The following is a 19,835-nucleotide window of genomic DNA, read 5'->3' as shown; positions in this document are numbered from 1 at the left end:
AGGCTTCCTACCCTCGGGGTGCACACATCGCGCACGCACAACCCAGGGGACTCCACACATGACCACAGCGTCCAAAGGCGCGGCCACCACCGCCTCCAGTTCCAAGTTCGCCACCGTCCTGCGCGTGACCGGCGGCAACTTCATGGAGATGTTCGACTTCTTCCTGTTCGGCTTCTACGCCACGCAGATCTCGAAGGCCTTCTTCCCGGCCGGCGACGAGTTCGCCTCGCTGATGCTGACCTTCATGACCTTCGGCGCCGGCTTCCTGATGCGGCCGCTGGGCGCGATCTTCCTCGGCGCCTACGTCGACCGCGTGGGCCGCCGCAAGGGCCTGATCGTCACGCTCGCGCTGATGGCGCTGGGCACGCTGCTGATCGCCTGCGTGCCCTCCTACGCCACCATCGGCTTCGCCGCGCCGCTGCTGGTGCTGATCGGGCGGCTGCTGCAGGGCTTCTCGGCCGGCGTGGAGCTCGGCGGCGTGTCGGTCTACCTGTCGGAGATGGCCACGCCGGCCCGCAAGGGCTTCTACGTGAGCTGGCAGTCGGCCAGCCAGCAGGTGGCCATCGTGGTGGCGGCCGCGCTCGGCTACTGGCTCAACGTGACTTTCAGCGCGCAGGAGATCGGCGACTTCTACTGGCGCGTGCCCTTCTTCGTCGGCTGCCTGATCGTGCCGGTGCTGTTCGTGATCCGCCGCTCGCTGCAGGAGACCGAGGAATTCATGGCGCGCAAGCACCGCCCCGACGCGCGCGAGATCTTCCGCTCGATGGTCGCCAACTGGGGCCTGGTCATCGCCGGGATGATGCTGGTGTCGATGACCACCGTGTCCTTCTACCTGATCACGGTCTACACGCCGACCTTCGGCAAGGCCGTGCTCCACCTGAGCACCACCGACGCGCTGGTCGTCACGCTGTGCGTGGCGGTCTCCAACTTCATCTGGCTGCCGATCATGGGCGCGCTGTCGGACCGCGTGGGCCGCAAGCCCCTGCTGATCGCGTTCACCGTGCTGACCATCCTCACGGCCTACCCCTCGCTCAAGTGGCTGGTCGGCGCGCCGAGCTTCGCGCGCATGCTCGAGGTCGAGCTGTGGCTCTCGTTCCTCTACGCGAGCTACAACGGCGCGATGGTGGTGGCGCTGACCGAGGTGATGCCGGTCAGCGTGCGCACCGCCGGCTTCTCGCTGGCCTACAGCCTCGCGACCGCGCTGTTCGGCGGCTTCACGCCGGCCGTGGCCACCGGCCTGATCGAGATGACCGGCGACAAGGGCGCGCCGGGCCTGTGGATGACGGCGGCCGCGGTCTGCGGGCTGGTCGCGACGCTGGTGCTCTACCGGCGCAACGTGAATCCGGCCGACGCGCGGCGCGTTCCGGCGGTCTGACGCCGTCACGGCGGGGGCCCTGCGACAATCGCCCGATGCCCTTCGCCCCCCTGCAAAACGACACCTTCCTGCGAGCCTGCTGGCGCCAGGCCACCGACCACACGCCCGTCTGGCTGATGCGCCAGGCCGGCCGCTACCTGCCCGAGTACGTCGCCACCCGCGCACAGGCCGGCAGCTTCATGGGACTGGCCACCAACGTCGACTACGCGACCGAGGTCACGCTGCAGCCGCTGGCGCGCTATCCGCTCGACGCGGCGATCCTGTTCTCCGACATCCTCACCGTGCCCGACGCGATGGGCCTGGGCCTCTCGTTCGAGGCCGGCGAGGGTCCGCGCTTCGCGCGCCCGCTGCGCGACGAAGCCGCCGTGGCCGCGCTCGAGGTGCCCGACATGGACAAGCTGCGCTACGTCTTCGACGCCGTGGCCTCGATCCGCAAGGCGCTCGACGGCCGCGTGCCGCTGATCGGCTTCTCGGGCAGCCCATGGACCCTGGCCTGCTACATGGTCGAGGGCGCGGGCTCGAGCGACTACCGGCTCGTGAAGGGCATGCTCTACGGCCGCCCCGACCTGATGCACCGCGTGCTCGCGATCAATGCCGACGCCGTGGCCGCCTACCTCAATGCCCAGATCGACGCCGGCGCGCAGGCCGTGATGGTGTTCGACAGCTGGGGCGGCGTGCTGGCCGACGGCGCGTTCCAGGAATTCAGCCTGGCCTACACCGCGCGCGTGCTCGCGGGCCTCAAGCGCCACGGCCCCGACGGCCAGCCGGTGCCGCGCATCGTCTTCACCAAGGGCGGCGGGCTCTGGCTCGAGGACATGCGCGCGCTCGACTGCCAGGTGCTGGGCGTGGACTGGACCGTGAACCTCGGCGCCGCGCGCCGCCGCGTGGCCGAGGGCAGCGATGGTCAGGCCAAGGCGCTGCAGGGCAACATCGACCCCAACGTGCTGTTCGCGCCGCCCGCGCGCATCGAGGCCGAGGTGGCGAAGGTGCTGCAGGCCTTCGGCGCGCCGCATGCCGACCGCGCGACCGCCGGGCCGACCCACATCTTCAACCTGGGCCACGGCATCAGCCAGTTCACGCCGCCCGAGCACGTGTCGGCGCTGGTGCAGGCGGTGCACGCGCAATCGCGCCAGTTGCGGCAGTCCGCCTGACACGGCCCGCGCGCCGCCGGCCGCGGCCGCCCGTCCGCATGGCGGATGTGGAAAAGAAGATGGCCAGAGTGCGGCGCGGCGGCTTTGTCAAGGCCCAAAACGGGCTTCGGCGACCGACTTATGCACAAAACGCGTGTTGCACTGCGCAAGATTGCGTTAGGCGGGTGCGGCCCCGCTACCAAAGCAATAGCGAAGCTAAGTCGTTGATTTATATGGAGTTTGAACTTTGCCCTTTTTGCGGGCATTCCAGCCAGAGCCTTGATTTTCAAGGCTTGGCGGCGAGTCCAGCCCGGTTTTCAACAAAGTTATCCACAGAAACCCTGGACGGGTCGCAAAGCACTGAAAAATCAACGACTTAAGTGACTTTGCTCAACACTGCTTTAACAAACCCTGCCAACGAGGACACCATCCCAACCCGTCCCATTCCCAGCGAAGACCTGCTCGGCGAGCCGACGAACGGCAGTCCGGGCACGTCCGGCGCCGCGTTGCCCTGGCGCATCGACGTGGCGGTGCAGACGCCCGCGCACAGCGCGCTGGGCGACGTGCTGAGCTATGGCGGCGACGCGCCATTGCCGGCCGGCACGCTGGTGCGGGTGCCGCTGGGCCGGCGCGAGGTGCTCGGGGTGGTCTGGCATGCCGAGGCGCGGACGGCCGAGGAACTGGCCGCGCCCGACCTGGCGCTCAAGCCGGTGGCCGCCGCGCTCGACGCGCTCGCGCCGCTGGGCCCGGCCTGGCGCGACCTCGTGGCCTTCGCCGGGCGCTACTACCAGCGCTCGATCGGCGAGATCGCGCTGGCGGCGCTGCCGCCGCAGCTGCGCGACCTGAGCACGGTGCAGCTCGCGCGCCGGCTCAAGCGCAAGGGAGCCGACGACGAGGCCGCGGCCGACACCGGCACGCCCTCCCCGGTCGAGCCCAGCCCCGAGCAGGCGGCCGCGCTGGCGCGCATCGAGGCCGAGGACGGCCCGTTCCTGCTGGCCGGCAGCACCGGCAGCGGCAAGACCGAGGTCTACCTGCGCTGCGTGGCCGCGCTGCTCGCGCGCTCGCCCGAGGCCCAGGCGCTGGTGATGGTGCCCGAGATCAACCTCACGCCGCAGCTCGAGGCCCGATTCAAGGCGCGCTTCGGCGCGCAGGCGGTGGTGTCGCTGCACAGCGGCATGACCAACCCGCAGCGCCTCGCGAGCTGGCTGGCGGCGCACGCGGGCGCCGCGCGCATCGTGCTGGGCACGCGCATGGCGGTGTTCGCCTCGATGCCGGGCCTGGCGCTGATCGTGGTCGACGAGGAGCACGACCCGAGCTACAAGCAGCAGGAAGGCGCGCGCTATTCGGCGCGCGACCTCGCCGTGTGGCGCGGCCACCGCGAGAAGGTCAAGGTGATCCTGGGCTCGGCCACGCCCTCGCTCGAGAGCTGGCACCAGAGCCGCCCGCCGGCCGACGGCGACCCCGGCGGGCGCTACGTGCGGCTGGCCATGCCCTCGCGCATCGGCGCGGGCGAGCTGCCCACGGTGCGGCTGGTCGACATGACGCTGCAGCCCGCGAAGACCGTGCTGTCGGCCAAGCTGCTCGACGCCATCGGCCAGCGCATCGCGCGCGGCGAGCAGAGCATGATCTTCCTCAACCGGCGCGGCTATGCGCCGGTGCTGGCCTGCGGCGACTGCGGCTGGAAGAGCGAGTGCCCGCACTGCAGCGCCTACCGCGTGTTCCACAAGATCGACCGCACGCTGCGCTGCCACCACTGCGGCCACACCGAACGCGTGCCGCGTGCCTGCCCGGTCTGCGGCAACCTCGACATCGCGCCCGTGGGCCGCGGCACCGAGCGGCTCGAGGAGCACCTGGCCGAGCTGTTCTCGGCCGTGAAGCGGCCCGACGGCAGCGCCGTGAGCATCGCGCGCATCGATGCCGACAGCACGAAGAAGCAGGGCGCGCTCGAATCGCAGCTCGCGGCCGTGCACGCGGGCGAGGTCGACGTTCTGGTCGGCACGCAGATGATCGCCAAGGGCCACGACTTCCGCCGCATCACGCTGGTAGCCGCGGTGAACCCCGACGGCGCGCTGTTCTCGAGCGACTTCCGCGCGCCCGAGCGGCTGTTCAGCCTGCTGATGCAGTCGGCCGGCCGCGCGGGCCGCGATGCCGCCTACCTGGCCACGCAGGGCAGCACGGCCGAGATGTGGATCCAGACGCACCACGCGGAACATCCGCTGTTCCAGGCGCTGCGCCGGCACGACTACCCGGCCTTCGCGGCGCAGCAGCTCGAGGAGCGGCAGGCCGCCGCGATGCCGCCCTTCGCCTACCAGGCGCTGGTGCGCGCCGATGCGCGCACGCAGGAGGCGGCGCAGGCCTTCCTCAACGCGGCGAGCGCCGCGGCCGATGGACTGGAGGGGGCGGCACAGGTGATGCGCTATCCGGCGGTGCCGCTGGCGATCCAGCGCGTGGCCAACGTGGAGCGCGCGCAAATGCTGCTGGAGAGCCATTCGCGCGCCGCGCTGCAGCGCATGCTCGCGCTGTGGCAGCCGCAGCTGCATGCGTTGCGGCGCACGCCCGCGGGCAAGGGCGTGATCCGCTGGCTGATCGACGTCGATCCGCAGGGGATCTGAACCTCGTCGCCATGGGCCCGCGCTCAGTGCAGGCTCATCGGCTCCTTGCCCATCTCGACATAGCGCAGTTCGCGGTCCGCATGGCGCCGCCGCGCGACGCTGCCGGGCCAGGCGAACACCACCAGGCTCAGCGCGCCGAGCGCCAGCGCCGAGGCGGTGCCGAGCTTGCCGGCCTGCCAGAGCCAGGCCGCGCCGGCGAGCCAGGCCAGCCACAAGAGAATTCGAAACAGTGTTGCCATCATCGTGCGAGCTCCCATGCCATCTTCCGGTCTGCGGCCCACTTTAGCAGCGCAAATGCGAACTCAAGCATTCATCCGAAGTGGTATCGGATAGCTATGTCTTACGGCCGGCATGTCGGACGGGAAAAACTCTGAAAAAAGAGTTGACGCCGCGCGCGCGCCGCTGCAAAAGACTCCGTGGAGGGGTCCGCAACGACGCGCTCCTCCGGGCCCCGGGCGCCCATCGAGCCCGCTCTCCTGAAGGCAAAGGTCGCTCGTGAAACCGCTCCATTTCGCAAGTGGGATTCTGTCCGTCGCGGCCTCCGCTTGGGCCTGCCTCCTGGTGCTCGCACCCGTCACCGCGCACGCCGCCGAGATCGAACGCCAGGGCCGGCTGCTGCTGGTCTCGGGCATGCTCGACGGCAGCGAGCTCGCCAGCTTCATCGACCATCTCAACAGCGGCACGGTGCGCACCGTGGTGCTGGAGGACTCCTTCGGCGGCACCGCCGAGGCGGCCGGCGCCTTCGCCGACGCGATCCGCGCGAGCGGCGTCGAGACCGAGGTGCGCGGCCAGTGCATGGCGGCCTGCGCCTACGCCTTCCTCGCGGGCAAGACGCACCGCTTCAGCGACGGCTTCCAGGTCACCGGCCTGATGCTGCCGGTGGCGGCGCGGCCCACGGCGGCCGAGCTCGCGGTGCGCTGGCGCGACGATGCGCACAGGACACCGGCCGATTTCACGACGGGCGCCAGCGCGCCCAAGGTGATCGAGGCCTCGGCCGACGGCCGCGGCGCGAACGACCACTGGCAGCCCGAGCATGGCGTGCTGTTCACCGCCAGCCCTTCGCTGTTCGGCCGCATCTACAACGCCTTCTATTGCGACGGCACGCAGGGCCGCGATTTCTCGAAGTGCGAGCGCCTGCCCGATGCCGATCCGTTCAAGCTCGGCGTGCTGACGCCGTAGCCGGCGTCACTTCAGCAGCCCCACCGCCAGCGGAAAGCTGAAGAAGGCCGCCACCGTCGTCCACAGGATGATGCGTGCGATGCGCCCGTTGTCGGCGCCGAAGCGCTCGGCCAGCATCGACACGTTGCTCGCGCTCGGCAACGCCGCCACCAGCACGATCGCCACCAGCGCCGGCCACGACAGCGGCAGGCCCAGCGCGATCGCCGCGAGCCCCAGCCCCCACACCAGCAGCGGGTGCGCGAGCAGTTTCACCAGCACCACCGGCAGCACGTCGGCCAGCGGCGCCTTCGGCAGGGGCCGCGCGCCGCTGCCCATGGCCTGGGCCACGGCCGCGCTCGCGCCATGCTCGCGCGCCACCAGCGCCGAACGCGCGAGCACCGCGCCGATGGTGAACAAAGCCACCGGCGAGGCGGCGTCGGCCAGCATCGCGACCGTGCGCTCCACCGGGCCCGGCAACTTCCAGCGCGCGGCCGACAGCAGCACGCCGAGCAGGATCGACCACGGCATCGGATTGACGAGGATGCCGCGCAGCGCCTGGCGCGCGGCCTGCCGCGGCCCGTGGTGCGCGCCACCCGGGCCTGCGCCGTCGAGCCGCGACAGCGCGATGCACAGCGAGGAGGTGACCACGAGGTCGAAGGCGATCGTGATGATCATCGGCCCGGCCGCCTGCGCGCCGAGGATGGCCACCAGCAGCGGCACGCCCATGAAGCCGGTGTTCGGGAAGGCCGCCACCAGCGCGCCGAAGGCGGCGTCGTTCCAGCCGATGCGCGCATTGCGCGTGAACGCCACCACGCCGCCCACCACCGCCAGCGCGCTCAGGCCCCAGACCAGCGCGACGCTGCCGTCGAGCAGTTGCCCGATCGGCGTGCCGGCGCCGAAGCGCAGCAGCATGCAGGGCAGCGCGAAGTAGAGGACGAAGCTGTTGAGGCCGGGGATCGCATCGAGCGGGAGGATGCGGGCACGGGCGGCGCCGTAGCCGGCGGCGATCAACGCGAAGAAGGGAAAGGTAACGAGAAAGACGGGCAGCACGGCGCGATTGTCGCCGCCGGCCCCGGCCCTCGCCGAAGGCCGCCGATGCCCCTTTACGGTGCGTTTACCGCGCTTCCCACATCGCGGTATCGGCCGACGCCACGGCCCCTGCGGCCCCCGTATCATTGCCCGCTTTCGCGCCCGCCGCGCCCTGCGGCCCCTGCCGGCTCCCCTCCCCTTTCCATGTCCCACGGTCTCAATCTCGCGCAACAAGAAGCGGTCAACTACATGCACGGCCCCTGCCTCGTGCTCGCGGGCGCGGGCTCGGGCAAGACGCGGGTGATCACGCACAAGATCGCGCGCCTGATCCAGGCCGGGCTCGAGCCCAAGCGGATCGCGGCCATCACCTTCACCAACAAGGCCGCCGCCGAGATGCGCGAGCGCGCCAAGGGGCTGATCGGGCGCGATGCCAAGAAGGTGGTGATCTGCACCTTCCACGCGCTGGGCGTGCGCATGATGCGCGAGGACGGCGCGGTGCTGGGCCTGAAGTCGCAGTTCAGCATCCTCGATGCCGACGACGTGACCAAGATCCTCAAGGACGCGGGCGGCACCAGCGATCTGGCGACCGCGCGCATCTGGCAGTGGACCATCAGCAAGTGGAAGAACATGGGCCTGAACGCGGCCCAGGCCGAGGCCATCGCGGCCGACGACAACGAGCGCATCACGGCCACCATCATGGCGCGCTACGAGGAACGCCTGACCGCCTACCAGAGCGTGGACTTCGACGACCTGATCGGCATGCCGCTCAAGCTGCTGCGCGACTTCGAGGAGGTGCGCAGCAAGTGGCAGTCCACGCTGGGCCACATCCTGGTCGACGAATACCAGGACACCAACGCCACCCAGTACGAGGTGCTCAAGGCGCTGTCGGGCACGCGCGGCCACTTCACCGCGGTGGGCGACGACGACCAGTCGATCTACGGCTGGCGCGGTGCCACGCTCGACAACCTGCGCAAGCTGCCGGTCGACTACCCCACGCTCAAGGTCATCAAGCTCGAGCAGAACTACCGCTCGACCAGCGCCATCCTGCGCGCGGCCAACAACGTGATCGGCCCCAACCCCAAGCTGTTCCCGAAGACGCTGTTCTCCGAGCTCGGCGAAGGCGAGCCGGTGCGCGTGGTCGACTGCGACAGCGAGATGCACGAGGCCGAGCGCACGGTGGCGCGCCTCGTGAGCCTGCGCGAGACCTCGAGCCACAAGGAGTTCCGCGACTTCGCGATCCTCTACCGCGCCAACCATCAGGCGCGCGTGTTCGAGCAGGCGCTGCGGCGCGCGCAGGTGCCCTACAAGGTCTCGGGCGGCCAGAGCTTCTTCGACCGCGCCGAGATCAAGGACCTCTGCGGCTGGTTCCGCCTGTGGGTCAACAACGACGACGATCCCGCGTTCCTGCGCGCCATCACCACGCCCAAGCGCGGCATCGGCCACACCACGCTGGCGGCGCTGGGCACCTTCGGCAGCCAGTACAAGCTGAGCCTGTTCGAGGCGCTGTTCTCCTCCTCGCTGCCCAGCGTGATGCCCAAGCGCGCGCTCGAAAGCCTGCACGAGTTCGGCCGCTACATCAACGACCTCGAATACCGCGCGCGCCAGACCCTGGGCGCCGAGAACGCGCGCGCCTTCCTCGACACCTGGCTCAAGGAGATCGAGTACGAGAAGCACATCTACGACGGCGAGGACAGCGAGCAGGCCGCGGCCTCGCGCTGGACCAACGTGATGGAGTTCTGCGACTGGATGGCGCAGCGCTGCGGCGGCGAGCTCGACGACGCGGCCGGCGTCAACAACACCAGCGAGCCCAAGAGCCTGCTCGAGGTGGCGCAGACGATCTCGCTGCTGTCGACCATCAGCGAGCGCGAGCAGGACCAAAACGTGGTCACGCTGTCGACGCTGCACGCCTCCAAGGGCCTCGAGTGGCCGCACGTGATGCTGATCGGCTGCAACGAGGGCCTGCTGCCCTTCAAGCTCGACGACGACGACGGCCGCCAGCAGCAGGTCAGCGAGAGCACGCTCGAGCGGCTGCAGGAGGAGCGCCGGCTGATGTACGTGGGCATCACGCGCGCGCAGCGCAGCCTCGCGGTGAGCTGGACCAAGCGCCGCAAGAAGGGCCGCGAGATGGTGCTCGCGCAACCGAGCCGCTTCATCGCCGAGATGGCGCTCGACAAGAGCACCACGCGCGAGGACCCGCGCGAGAAGCTCAAGGCCCTGCGCGCCGAGTTCGCGCGCAAGGCCCAGGAGGGCGCGGCCGCCGCGGCGGCTTCGTCGGCCGCGCCATGAAGCGCCGCGTTCGAGGCCTGGCCCTCGCGACCCTCGCCCTGCTGGCTTCGGCCGGCGCGCTCGCTCAGGCCAGCAGTTGCCCCGACAGCGTGCAGGACCTGCCGCCCGAGGCGCTCTACGGCCGCTGGGAGGCGCGCTTCGACGGCCTGCCGGCCGTGGCCGTCGTGCAGCTGGCCCGCCATCCCGAATACGCCGGCGTGCGCGGCACCATCGCCCGCCCCGCCGTCACCGGCCGGCCGGCCGCGGTGGCGCAACTGGCGGGCGACATCGGCGACGACGGCACGCTGGCCATCGACGAATCGCTCGACGGCCGCAGCATCAGCGGCGTCTGGGTCGGCGCGATGGCGCCCGGCGGCTGCGGCCGCGAATTCCGCGGAACCTGGCGCGACGCCACCGATGAGAGCACGCATCCCTTCGTGCTGACGAAAAAGGAAGGGTCAGGGAAATGAACACCACCATGCAAGGCCGCCCGCGCGCGGTGCTGGCCACCGCGGCGCTGCTGCTGACCGGCGCCGCGCAGGCGCAGGCCGTCGACCAGCCCAAGAGCCCGCTGGCCGACAACCAGCTCACCTGGCAGAGCTGCGCCGCGCTCGGCGCCGACAACGCGGCGCGGCTGGCCTGCTACGACCGCTGGTCGCAGCAGCAGACGCTGCCCTCGGTGTCGGTGCCGGTCGCGCCGCCGGTGCTGGCCAACACCCAGCCCGCGCCGCCGGTCGACGGCTCGATCCCGGCCACGCGCGTGGTCTCGGTCGCCACCACCGAGGGCTGCCGCGACCGCCAGTACTCGGCGCTGTCGCGCTTCTGGGAACTCGAGAACGCCACCGACTGCGGCACCTTCGGCTTTCGCGGCTACCGGCCGCTCAATGTTTCGGTCTCGGCCGCGGGCAGCAAGCCCGACACGCCCACCTCGCCCTCGGCCGGCCACACCGGCGAGCCGGTGGCCTACCAGGCCAACGAGATGCGCATCGGCCTGTCGGTGCGCACCAAGCTCGCGCAGGGCCTGCTGACGCAGAACGACCCGGTCAAGAAGGACTCGCTGTGGTTCGCCTACACGCAGCAGTCGACCTGGCAGCTGTTCAACGGCGCGATCTCGCGGCCCTTCCGCACCACCGACCACGAACCCGAGCTGATGTATGTCTACCCGACCGACTTCAAGCTGCCGGGCGGCTGGCGCTGGCGCTACACCGGGCTGGGCATCGTGCACCAGTCGAACGGCCAGAGCCTGCCGCTGTCGCGCAGCTGGAACCGCGTCTACCTGATGGGCGGCGCCGAGCTCGACGACCGCTTCAGCATCACGGGCCGGATCTGGAAGCGCATCTCGGAGGACCCGGCCAAGGACGACAACCCCGACATCGCCGACTACATCGGCCGCGCCGAAGTCACCGGCCGCTGGAACCTCGACCGCAACAACACGCTGGGCATCACCGTGCGCAACAACCTTCGCGACAGCGGGCGCGGCTCGGTGCGGCTCGAATGGCTGAAAGCGATCGGCGATCCGACCAAGAGCAACCTGCGCTTCCACACGCAGCTGTTCTACGGCTATGGCGACACGCTGGTGGACTACAACCGCAAGCGCACGGTGTTGAGCATCGGCCTGAGCCTGGTCGACTTCTGATGTCCGCGAACCCACGGAGACCTTGTCCATGAGCACCGAACTGTCCCCCGTCGACGCCACCCAGCGCGAGATCATCGCGGCGCTGGCCGTCGCGCCCGTGTTCGACGCCGCCGCCGAGCTCGAGCGGCGCGTCGAGTTCCTCGCCGCCTACCTGCGCCGCACGGGCCTGTCGACCTACGTGCTGGGCATCAGCGGCGGCGTGGATTCGCTGACCGCCGGCTGCCTCGCGCAGCGCGCGGTCGAGCGGCTGCGCGCCGAGGGCCGCGAGGCCACCTTCATCGCGATGCGGCTGCCCTACGGCGTGCAGAAGGACGAGGCCGAGGCGCAGGCCTCGCTGGCCGTGATCCGTCCCGACCGCCTGCTGACGGTGGACGTGCGGCCCGCGGCCGACGCGATGCTCGCGGCGCTCAAGGCCGGCGACCTCGCCTTCCGCGACGCGGCGCACGAGGACTTCGTGCTCGGCAACATCAAGGCGCGCCAGCGCATGATCGCGCAGTTCGCGGTGGCGGGCGCGCACAACGGCATCGTGATCGGCACCGACCACGCGGCCGAGGCGCTGATGGGCTTCTTCACCAAGTTCGGCGACGGCGCGGCCGACATCACGCCGCTGACCGGCCTCAACAAGCGCCGCGTGCGCGCGGTGGCGCAGTTGCTCGGCGCGCCCGATGCGCTGGTCTACAAGGTGCCCACGGCCGACCTCGAGTCGCTGGTGCCGGGCAAGCCCGACGAGGACGCCTTCGGCGTGACCTACGAGCAGATCGACGATTTCCTCGAGGGCAAGCCGGTGTCGGCCGCGGCGCGCGAGGTCATCCTGTCGACGCACCGCAAGAGCGCGCACAAGCGCGCGCTGCCGGTCGAGCCGCCGGCCGCCTGATACGGAGTGCCCCGGCTTCGACAAGCTCAGCCTGAACGGCTGGAAATGATCGAGGTACGGTGCCACCCCACCCGTTCACGCCGAGTCCTGAGCCGGTCGAAGGATCGAAGCGCCGCCCCCGGCCATCGACTGCGCGCGAAACTCGCGCGGCGTCAGCCCCATGTGCTGCCGGAAGCGCCGGCTGAAATACACCGCATCGGCGAAGCCGCACTGCCGCGCGATGTCGGCGATGCGGCCGTCCGAGGCCAGCAGCAGTTCGCGCGCGCGTTCCAGCCGCCTTTCGGTCACCAGTTCGGTGAAGGTGCGCTGGGTCTGCTTCTTCAGCAGGTGCGCGAGGTAGTTCGGCGACAGCATCGCGGCCGCGGCCGCGTCGTTGAGCGACATCTCCTCGCCCAGGTGCTCGCGCACGTAGTGCAGCACGCGCTGCAGCGCATCGCGCCGCGAGCTGTGGCCGCGGTGGCGCGCCGCCTGCTCGCGCAGCACCGCCTCGTGCCTTCGGCAGGCCAGCGAGAGCAGCTGCAGCAGGATGCCGCGGATCGCGCCGCCGGCCGCGAAGCGCCCTTCGCGATTGAGCGCCGACAGCTCCTCGAGCCAGCCGAGGATGCGCGCGAAGTCCTCGGCCTCGAAATGGAAGTCCACGTACTCCTGGAACAGGAAGGGTGCGAGCTCGGGATGGCGCGCGATCGGCACCTCCTCGAGATCGAGCGGCTCGACCGCCAGTTCGGGCCAGAGGAAGGACTGGTCGAAGTTGACGATGGCATAGCGCGCGCCCGGCGGATGCGGCACCACGTGCAGCCGGTACGGCAGCACGAAGCTCAGGCAGCCCGCGCCGAAAGGCCGCGCGGCGCCGCCGATCAGCTGCCGCGAGTCGCCCTCGATGCCGACCTGGATCTGGAAGTACTCGTGGCGGTGCGGGCGCGCGAGCACGTCGCGCGCGCCCTCGAAGCGGATGTCGAAATCGAGGTGGTCGGCGCGCTCCTGCATGCCGTAGAGGCGATGGCTCGAGCTCGAAGCGGGCATCGCGCGATGGTACGCCCGGGCCCCGGGTGTTGCCTGCGTGCTGCTTTTGCGTAGATGCGTGCGCAAGCGCGCGCACCCGGGCTCCCAGAATCGTCTCGCTACTACCGAAGGAGACCACTCATGAGCAATTCCTCCCGCCGCGGCCTGCTGGCCGGCGCCGCCATGGCCACCGGCGCCATCGCCGGCTGCGCGCTGCCCGCGGGCGCCGCGCGCAATGCGAAGACGCCGTTCGACGTGCCCGCCGCGACCATCCCGATCGCCGGCAGCGACCAGGTGTTCCCGGTGCGCCGCATCTACTGCATCGGCCGCAACTACGCCGCGCATGCGCGCGAGATGGGCTCCGACCCGACGCGCGAACCGCCCTTCTTCTTCCAGAAGCCGGCCGACGCGGTGCAGGTGGTGCTGCCCGGCACCGTGGCCGACCACCCCTATCCCACGCTGACGAAGAACTACCACCACGAGGCCGAGCTCGTGGTGGCGCTCGGCAAGGGCGGGCGCGACGTCTCGATCGACGATGCGCTGGGCCTGGTCTACGGCTACTCGCTGGGCCTGGACATGACGCGGCGCGACCTGCAGCGCGGCATGGGCGACCAGAAGAAGCCCTGGGAGATCGGCAAGAGCTTCGACCATTCGGCGCCCGTGGGCCCGATCCATCCGGTGGCGCAGGTCGGCCACTTCAGCGACGGCGCGATCTGGCTCAAGGTCAACGGCGAGACGAAGCAGAGCGCCACGCTCAAGCACATGATCTGGTCGGTGGCCGAGCAGATCAGCCGGCTGTCGCAGGCCTTCGAGCTGCAGCCCGGCGACATCATCTACGCCGGCACGCCCGAGAACGTGGGCCCGGTGGTGCGCGGCGACCTGATCGAGATCCACATCGACGGGCTGCCGAACCTGTCGGTCAAGGTGGTCTGAGGCCATGAGGAACACGACACGACTCCTCGGCGCGGCCCTGCTGGCCGGCCTCGCGCTCGGTGCCCAGGCCGCGGGCATGAAGGTCACGTCGAGCGCCTTCGCCGACGGCGCGACGATGCCAAAGATCCACGCCGGCGACGCACCGGGCTGCGGCGGCCAGGGCGTGTCGCCGCCCGTGGCCTGGAGCGACCTGCCCGCGGGCACGCGCTCGGTCGCGGTGCTGATGAGCGATCCCGATGGCGGCAAGGGCCTCGGCGTCTCGCACTGGGTGGCCTACAACATCCCGGCCGCCAGGGGCCAGCTGCGGCAGGGCGAGGGCCAGGCCGCGAACGCCGAGTTCAGCGTCGGCAAGAACGTGGCCGGCGCCCTCGCCTACCGCGGCATGTGCCCGCCGGCCGGCGACCTGCCGCACCACTACGTGCTGACGGTAATCGCCACCGAGGCCGAGCCGGGCTCGCTGCCCGAGGGACTCACGCGCGACGAACTGCTGGCGGCGCTCAAGGGCCGCACGCTGATGGGACAGAGCGTGGTGGGCCTCTACGGCCAGTGAGCGCCAGTGAGCGACGGGGCGCGGCTCAGCTGCTCTGCCGCACCACGAGCTCGAAGCCCAGGTCCACGGTGCGACGCGCGTCGGCCACGGGCTCGTCGCGCATCAGCGCGAGCAGCATGCCGGCCGCGCGCTCGCCGATCTCGCGGCGCGGCGTGCGCACGGTGGTCAGCGGCGGCAGCATCTGGTCGCTGCCGCCGAGGTCGTTGAAGCCCGCGATCGCCACGCGTTGCGGCACCGGCACGCCGGTGCGCAGCGCGGCCAGCAGCCCGCCCTGGGCCAGGTCGTCGTTGCAATAGAAGATCGCGTCGAGGTCGGGATGGCGCGCGAGCAGTTCCTCGAACTGGCGCCCGCCGAGCGCGAGCGAGGTGGGCCCGGGCGTCAGCAGCTCGAGCGCCGGGTCGTGGCAGCCGGCCGCGCGCAGCGCCTCGCGGTAGCCGGCCAGGCGCTGCAGCACGCGCGGATCGAGCTGGCCCGCGGCATAGGCGATGCGGCGGCGGCCGCGCGCGAGCAGGTGCTCGACGATGGCGCGGCCCGCATCCTGCTGCGAGAAGCCCACGCTGTGGATGCCGGGTGCCTCCGAGGTCTCCATCAGGTGCACGCAGGGCGCGTCGCTGGCCTCGAGCAGGCGCGTGGCGCCCGTGCTGCGGTCGAAGCCGGTCAGCAAGAGGCCCGCGGGCCGCTGCGAGAGATAGCTGCGCAGCAGCGCCTCCTCCTGCGCGGGGTCGTAGTGGGTCACGCCGATCAGCGACTGGAAGCCGTGCGGCGCCAGCGTGTCCTGCACCGCCTCGAGCAGCTCCACGAACAGCTGGTTGGTCAGCGACGGGATCAGCACCGCCACGTGCGAGCTGCGCGCCGAGGCCAGCGCGCGCGCCGCCACGTTGGGCACGTAGCCGAGCTCGTCGACCGCGGCCTGCACCCGCGCCTTCAGGTCGGGCGCCACGTTGCGCGCGCCGCGCAGCGCGCGCGAGACGGTGATCGGGCTCACGCCCGAGACGCGCGCCACGTCGTCGAGGGTCACGCGGCTGGAAGAACGGGAGCGCGGGCGCTCGGGGGCATCGGCCATGGCGAAATCTAGGGTTACTACCGATCCGGGATTGGACAGCGCTGTCCTAGGATAGCGCTGTCCCGGCCCTTGCCGCCTCGGAAAAACCCGAGGATGCTTCAGAGGCTGGTTTTTTTGGGTTGTGCAGGATAGCGCTATCCCAACCCCGCCGGCCGCCCTTGCAGCGCCCGGCTTCAGGAGACAGACATGTTCGGAATGAGCAAAGAGGTGTTCCTGCTCGTCGACGCCCTGGTGGCGATCCTCGGGCTCATCCTTCTGATCACGCGCTGGCGCGTGCACCCCTTCATCGCGCTGACCCTGGCCGCGGGCTTCCTCGGCCTGACCTCGGGCATGCCGGTGGACCTGGTGATGAAGTCCTTCCAGGACGGCTTCGGCGGCGTGCTGGGCTTCGTGGGCATCGTGCTCGGCCTGGGCACCATGCTCGGCAAGATGATGGCCGAGTCGGGCGGCGCCGACCGCATCGCGCGCACGCTGATCGACGCCTTCGGCAAGGAGCGCGTGCACTGGGCGATGATGTTCGCGGCCTTCCTGGTCGGCATCCCGCTGTTCTTCGAGATCGGCTTCGTGCTGCTGATCCCGCTGGTGTTCATCGTGGCGCGGCGCACCGGCGTGTCGCTGATCCGCATCGGCATTCCGCTCCTGGCGGGCCTGTCGGTGGTGCACGGCCTGGTGCCGCCGCATCCGGGGCCGCTGCTGGCCATCGGCGTGTTCGGCGCCGACATCGGCAAGACCATCTTCTACGGCCTGATCGTCGGCCTGCCCACCGCGATGATCGCGGGCCCGATCTTCGGCAAGTTCATCTCGAAGTACGTGCCCGGCGAGGCCTCGCCCGAGCTGCTCGAGCAGCTGGCGCGCGAGCCCGAGGCGCGCGAGCTGCCGGGCTTCGGCGTCACGCTCTTGACGGTGCTGCTGCCCGTGGGGCTGATGCTGCTCAAGACCTTCGCCGACGTGGCGCTCGACGAGAAGAACATCGTGCGCCAGTGGATGGACTTCATCGGCCATCCGATCACCGCGCTGCTGGCGGCGCTCCTGCTGTCGCTCTACACCTTCGGCTATGCGCGCGGCTTCACGAGCAAGCAGATCATGAAGTTCGTCGACGACAGCCTGGCGCCCACGGCGGCCATCGTGCTGATCATCGGCGCGGGCGGCGGCTTCAAGCAGATGCTGGTGGCCAGCGGCGTGGGCAACGCGATCGGCCACATGGCGCTGAACGCGCAGGTCTCGCCGATCCTGCTGGCCTGGCTGGTCGCGGGCCTGATCCGCATCGCCACCGGCTCGGCCACGGTCGCCACCATCACGGGCGCGGGCATCGTCGCGCCGCTGGCCACCATGGTGCCGGGCGTGAACCGCGAGCTGCTGGTGCTGGCCACGGGCGCGGGTTCGCTGATCCTGTCGCACGTCAACGACGCGGGCTTCTGGCTGGTCAAGCAGTACTTCAACATGACGGTGGCCGAGACCTTCAAGACCTGGACCGTGATGGAAACGCTGATCTCGGTCGTCGGCATCGTGTTCATCATGCTGCTGAGCATGGTGGTCTGAGGAGGAAGCACCCATGGGCCGCACCGTCATCGGCGTCGACATCGGAACCACCAGCACCAAGGCCGTGGCCTTCACGCCCGCGGGGCGCGTGCTGGCCCATCAAACGGTCGGCTATCCGCTGCTCGCGCCCGAGGCGGGCGCCGCCGAGCAGGACCCCGAGCAGATCTTCCAGGCCGTGCTCGCGGCCATCGCGGGCTGCGTGCAGGAGAGCAAGGCCGCGCCCGCCGACGTGCTCGCCGTGTCCTTCAGCGCGGCCATGCACAGCCTGATCCTGGTCGACGGCGCGGGCGCGCCGCTCACGCCCAGCATCACCTGGGCCGACCAGCGCGCCGCGCCCTGGGCCGAGCGCATCCGCGACGAATGGGACGGGCTCGCGATCTACCGCCGCACCGGCACGCCGATCCATCCGATGTCGCCGCTGGCCAAGCTGGTGTGGCTGCGCCACGAGCGCGCCGAGCTGTTCGCGCGCGCCGAGCGCTTCGTCGGCATCAAGGAGTACGTGTTCTTCCGGCTGTTCGGCCAGTGGCAGGTCGACCATTCGATCGCCTCGGCCACGGGCCTGTTCAACATCGAGCGGCTGGCCTGGGACGAGGGCGCGCTCGAACTGGCCGGCGTGCGCGCCGAGCAGCTCTCGCGGCCGGTGCCCACCACCTGGCACATCGAGGGCCTGGCGGCCGACGTCGCGGCCAAACTCGGCCTGGCCGAACACACGCCCTTCGTGATCGGCGCCAACGACGGCGTGCTGTCGAACCTCGGCGTCAACGCGGTCTCGCCCGGCGAGGTGGCCGTGACCATCGGCACCAGCGGCGCGATGCGCACCGTGGTCGACCATCCGATGACCGACCCCGAGGGCCGCACCTTCTGCTATGCGCTGGCCGAGCGGCGCTGGGTGGTGGGCGGTCCGGTGAACAACGGCGGCATCATCCTGCGCTGGGTGCGCGACGAGTTCGCCGCGGCCGAGGCCGAGACCGCCAAGCGCCTGGGCATCGACACCTACGAGGTGCTCACGCGCATCGCCGAACGCGTGTCGGCCGGCAGCGAGGGGCTGGTGTTCCATCCCTTCCTCACCGGCGAGCGCGCGCCCTACTGGAACGCCAACCTGCGCGGCTCCTTCTTCGGCCTGGGCATCCACCACCGCAAGGAGCACATGATCCGCGCGGTGCTCGAGGGCGTGATCTTCAACCTGCACAGCATCCTGCCGGCGGTCGAGGCGATCGCGGGCCGCAGCGCCCACATCAAGGCCACCGGCGGCTTCGCGCGCTCGGGCATGTGGCGCCAGATGATGGCCGACGTGTTCGACCGCGAGGTGGTGGTGCCCGAGAGCTTCGAGAGCTCCTGCCTCGGCGCCGCGGTGCTCGGGCTCTATGCGCTGGGCCATGTCGATTCGCTCGACGTGGTGGCGGGCATGGTGGGCGCCACGCACCGCCACACGCCCAATGCGAAGAACGCCGCGCTCTACCGGCAGCTGCTGCCGGTGTACCTCTCGCTGCCGCGCAAGCTCGGCGAGGAATACCGGCTGCTGGCCGCGTTCCAGCAGCAGACGGCCGCCCCGCCGCCGCCGCGCCGCAGCTGAGGCGTTCTTCCCCTTCGTCCGTTGGAGATTCGGTCTTGCTGAACACGATCCCCCCGGCCTCCGCCTCCCGGCCCCACACGCCCAGCGCGCCGCGCCCCAAGCTGCCGCTGCCCGCGGTGGCGCCGCGCCCGCGCGGCGGCGCGCGCGCGCGTGCGCTCGATGCGCGGCGCAACGCGGCCGCCGCCACGCCCGAGCCGGCCGACACGCGCGTCACCATTCACTGCGAAAGCTCGCCCGCCTCGTCGGCACGCGGCCAGGAAACCAACTGCCTGCACGAGCACGAGCTGCACCTGATCGGCGCCGCGCCCGCGCGCCTGCGCGTGGGCCAGGGCCTCGACGAGGAAACCCATCGCTTCGCGCCCGGCAGCCTGGTGCTGCTGGGGCCGCGGCTGCCGCACAGCCTCGCATTCGAGCACCATCCGCTGCACGGCGGCGGCAATGCCGGCGGCCTGGTGCTGCGCTTCGGCGACGAGCCGCTGCGCCGCGGCATGGAGCTGTTTCCCGAACTGCGCGACGCCGCGCCGCTGCTGGCGCGCGCGCGGCAGGGGGTGCACTTCGTGGGCCTGGGCGAAGGCATCGTCTCGCGGCTGCGGCGCATCGAGATGCTGCAGGGCCTGGCGCGCTTCGCCGAGTTCACCGTGCTGCTCAACGAACTCTCGCAGTGGTCCGAGTACCGGCTGCTGGCCGACGCCGCCTTCACCGACGATTCGCTCGGCGAGCATGGCGCCGCGCTGCGCATCCACAAGGCGCTCGACCACATCCGCGACAACTATGCCGAGGGGCTGTCGCTGGCCGAGGTGGGCGCCATCGTCGGCATGCGCGAGAACGCCTTCTCGCGCAGCTTCCGCCGCGCCACCGGCCAGACCTTCACCGACTTCGTGATCGGCCTGCGCGTGGCGCGCGCCTGCCGCCTGCTGGCCTCCACGCGCCAGCACGTGAGCAGCATCTGCTACGAGGTGGGCTTCAACAACATCTCGAACTTCAACCGCCACTTTCGGCGCATCAAGGGCATGACGCCCGGCGAGTTCCGCGCCGCGGCGCGCGGCTGAGGAAGACTTTCGTCGCCCACGGCCTACAGACAGGGCGGGCCGATCGGATC

General features: G+C 70.7%; 17 protein-coding genes. 13 read left to right on the top strand and 4 right to left on the bottom strand.

Translation table 11 applies throughout. The annotated features are described in order from the left end of the window. The first annotated feature begins 58 nt into the window (after positions 1-58). From INQ48_04405 to INQ48_04395, 3 genes are all read left to right on the top strand, one after another. On the top strand, positions 59-1,375 hold the full coding sequence (locus INQ48_04405; GenBank protein ID QRF58498.1) for an MFS transporter: 1,317 nt from the start codon (positions 59-61) through the stop codon (positions 1,373-1,375). 35 nt (positions 1,376-1,410) lie between these two features. Further along, positions 1,411-2,526 carry a uroporphyrinogen decarboxylase gene (locus INQ48_04400; protein QRF58497.1) on the top strand — a complete coding sequence of 372 codons (1,116 nt, stop codon included), beginning with the start codon at positions 1,411-1,413 and terminating at the stop codon, positions 2,524-2,526. 485 nt (positions 2,527-3,011) lie between these two features. After that, positions 3,012-5,117 carry a primosomal protein N' gene (locus INQ48_04395; GenBank protein QRF60610.1) on the top strand — a complete coding sequence of 702 codons (2,106 nt, stop codon included), beginning with the start codon at positions 3,012-3,014 and terminating at the stop codon, positions 5,115-5,117. Between the two features lie 23 nt (positions 5,118-5,140). Here INQ48_04395 and INQ48_04390 read toward each other — a convergent pair whose 3' ends face one another. Beyond that, complete coding sequence (locus tag INQ48_04390) at positions 5,141-5,356, bottom strand: hypothetical protein (protein ID QRF60609.1); 216 nt, start codon at positions 5,354-5,356, stop codon at positions 5,141-5,143. Between the two features lie 319 nt (positions 5,357-5,675). Here INQ48_04390 and INQ48_04385 point away from each other — a divergent pair, with 319 nt between their 5' ends. Further along, positions 5,676-6,296: a hypothetical protein gene (locus INQ48_04385; GenBank protein QRF60608.1), complete on the top strand. Its 621-nt coding sequence runs from the start codon at positions 5,676-5,678 to the stop codon at positions 6,294-6,296. Positions 6,297-6,302: 6 nt separating this feature from the next. On the opposite strand, the gene INQ48_04380 is transcribed toward INQ48_04385, so the two are convergent. Next, entirely contained in the window at positions 6,303-7,325 is a 1,023-nt protein-coding gene (locus INQ48_04380; GenBank protein QRF58496.1) for an AEC family transporter, read from the bottom strand. A 183-nt stretch (positions 7,326-7,508) separates the two neighbouring features. Here INQ48_04380 and INQ48_04375 point away from each other — a divergent pair, with 183 nt between their 5' ends. Genes INQ48_04375 through nadE form a run of 4 tightly spaced genes read left to right on the top strand, consistent with a single transcriptional unit; the run spans position 7,509 to position 12,079 of the window. Beyond that, positions 7,509-9,590, top strand: a complete 2,082-nt coding sequence (locus INQ48_04375) for a UvrD-helicase domain-containing protein (GenBank protein QRF58495.1) — start codon at positions 7,509-7,511, stop codon at positions 9,588-9,590. Further along, positions 9,587-10,039, top strand: coding sequence for a hypothetical protein (locus INQ48_04370; protein ID QRF58494.1), 453 nt, complete (start codon positions 9,587-9,589; stop codon positions 10,037-10,039). Before INQ48_04375 ends, INQ48_04370 begins: the two co-directional genes overlap by 4 nt. Then, on the top strand, positions 10,036-11,205 hold the full coding sequence (locus tag INQ48_04365; protein ID QRF58493.1) for a phospholipase A: 1,170 nt from the start codon (positions 10,036-10,038) through the stop codon (positions 11,203-11,205). Before INQ48_04370 ends, INQ48_04365 begins: the two co-directional genes overlap by 4 nt. A gap of 28 nt (positions 11,206-11,233) precedes the next feature. Next, positions 11,234-12,079 carry an ammonia-dependent NAD(+) synthetase gene (gene nadE, locus INQ48_04360; protein ID QRF58492.1) on the top strand — a complete coding sequence of 282 codons (846 nt, stop codon included), beginning with the start codon at positions 11,234-11,236 and terminating at the stop codon, positions 12,077-12,079. A gap of 75 nt (positions 12,080-12,154) precedes the next feature. Here nadE and INQ48_04355 read toward each other — a convergent pair whose 3' ends face one another. Then, complete coding sequence (locus tag INQ48_04355) at positions 12,155-13,063, bottom strand: helix-turn-helix transcriptional regulator (protein ID QRF60607.1); 909 nt, start codon at positions 13,061-13,063, stop codon at positions 12,155-12,157. 156 nt (positions 13,064-13,219) lie between these two features. On the opposite strand from INQ48_04355, the gene INQ48_04350 reads away from it, so the two are divergent. Together INQ48_04350 and INQ48_04345 are read left to right on the top strand one after the other, a co-directional pair. Continuing rightward, positions 13,220-14,011 (top strand): fumarylacetoacetate hydrolase family protein, encoded by a 792-nt coding sequence (locus INQ48_04350; protein ID QRF58491.1) that lies wholly within the window; start codon positions 13,220-13,222, stop codon positions 14,009-14,011. Positions 14,012-14,087: 76 nt separating this feature from the next. Further along, the gene (locus INQ48_04345; GenBank protein ID QRF60606.1) at positions 14,088-14,561 is read left to right on the top strand and encodes a YbhB/YbcL family Raf kinase inhibitor-like protein; all 474 of its coding nucleotides are present in this window, start codon (positions 14,088-14,090) and stop codon (positions 14,559-14,561) included. A 25-nt stretch (positions 14,562-14,586) separates the two neighbouring features. Here INQ48_04345 and INQ48_04340 read toward each other — a convergent pair whose 3' ends face one another. Next, positions 14,587-15,624 carry a LacI family DNA-binding transcriptional regulator gene (locus INQ48_04340; GenBank protein QRF58490.1) on the bottom strand — a complete coding sequence of 346 codons (1,038 nt, stop codon included), beginning with the start codon at positions 15,622-15,624 and terminating at the stop codon, positions 14,587-14,589. 186 nt (positions 15,625-15,810) lie between these two features. Between INQ48_04340 and INQ48_04335 the strand changes: the two genes are divergently transcribed. From INQ48_04335 to INQ48_04325, 3 genes are all read left to right on the top strand, one after another. Next, a complete protein-coding gene (locus tag INQ48_04335; GenBank protein QRF58489.1) occupies positions 15,811-17,163 on the top strand; it encodes a GntP family permease in 1,353 nt (450 codons plus the stop codon). 13 nt (positions 17,164-17,176) lie between these two features. After that, positions 17,177-18,736 carry a gluconokinase gene (gene gntK / locus INQ48_04330; GenBank protein QRF58488.1) on the top strand — a complete coding sequence of 520 codons (1,560 nt, stop codon included), beginning with the start codon at positions 17,177-17,179 and terminating at the stop codon, positions 18,734-18,736. Between the two features lie 215 nt (positions 18,737-18,951). After that, positions 18,952-19,785, top strand: coding sequence for a helix-turn-helix domain-containing protein (locus INQ48_04325; GenBank protein ID QRF60605.1), 834 nt, complete (start codon positions 18,952-18,954; stop codon positions 19,783-19,785). Positions 19,786-19,835: the final 50 nt, after the last annotated feature.

The organism is Variovorax paradoxus, assembly GCA_016806145.1.
Classification (GTDB): Bacteria; Pseudomonadota; Gammaproteobacteria; order Burkholderiales; family Burkholderiaceae_C; genus Variovorax.
This window is presented reverse-complemented; position numbering and strand designations above follow the sequence as displayed.

Excerpts from the sequence above, each read along its gene's own strand:
- INQ48_04340 (QRF58490.1), bottom strand. The coding sequence starts at position 15,624 with ATGGCCGATGCCCCCGAGCGCCCGCGCTCCCGTTCTTCCAGCCGCGTG.
- INQ48_04405 (QRF58498.1), top strand. The coding sequence starts at position 59 with ATGACCACAGCGTCCAAAGGCGCGGCCACCACCGCCTCCAGTTCCAAG.
- gntK (QRF58488.1), top strand. The coding sequence starts at position 17,177 with ATGGGCCGCACCGTCATCGGCGTCGACATCGGAACCACCAGCACCAAG.
- INQ48_04400 (QRF58497.1), top strand. The coding sequence starts at position 1,411 with ATGCCCTTCGCCCCCCTGCAAAACGACACCTTCCTGCGAGCCTGCTGG.
- INQ48_04365 (QRF58493.1), top strand. The coding sequence starts at position 10,036 with ATGAACACCACCATGCAAGGCCGCCCGCGCGCGGTGCTGGCCACCGCG.
- INQ48_04350 (QRF58491.1), top strand. The coding sequence starts at position 13,220 with ATGAGCAATTCCTCCCGCCGCGGCCTGCTGGCCGGCGCCGCCATGGCC.
- INQ48_04370 (QRF58494.1), top strand. The coding sequence starts at position 9,587 with ATGAAGCGCCGCGTTCGAGGCCTGGCCCTCGCGACCCTCGCCCTGCTG.
- nadE (QRF58492.1), top strand. The coding sequence starts at position 11,234 with ATGAGCACCGAACTGTCCCCCGTCGACGCCACCCAGCGCGAGATCATC.
- INQ48_04390 (QRF60609.1), bottom strand. The coding sequence starts at position 5,356 with ATGGCAACACTGTTTCGAATTCTCTTGTGGCTGGCCTGGCTCGCCGGC.
- INQ48_04375 (QRF58495.1), top strand. The coding sequence starts at position 7,509 with ATGTCCCACGGTCTCAATCTCGCGCAACAAGAAGCGGTCAACTACATG.
- INQ48_04335 (QRF58489.1), top strand. The coding sequence starts at position 15,811 with ATGTTCGGAATGAGCAAAGAGGTGTTCCTGCTCGTCGACGCCCTGGTG.
- INQ48_04355 (QRF60607.1), bottom strand. The coding sequence starts at position 13,063 with ATGCAGGAGCGCGCCGACCACCTCGATTTCGACATCCGCTTCGAGGGC.
- INQ48_04345 (QRF60606.1), top strand. The coding sequence starts at position 14,088 with ATGAAGGTCACGTCGAGCGCCTTCGCCGACGGCGCGACGATGCCAAAG.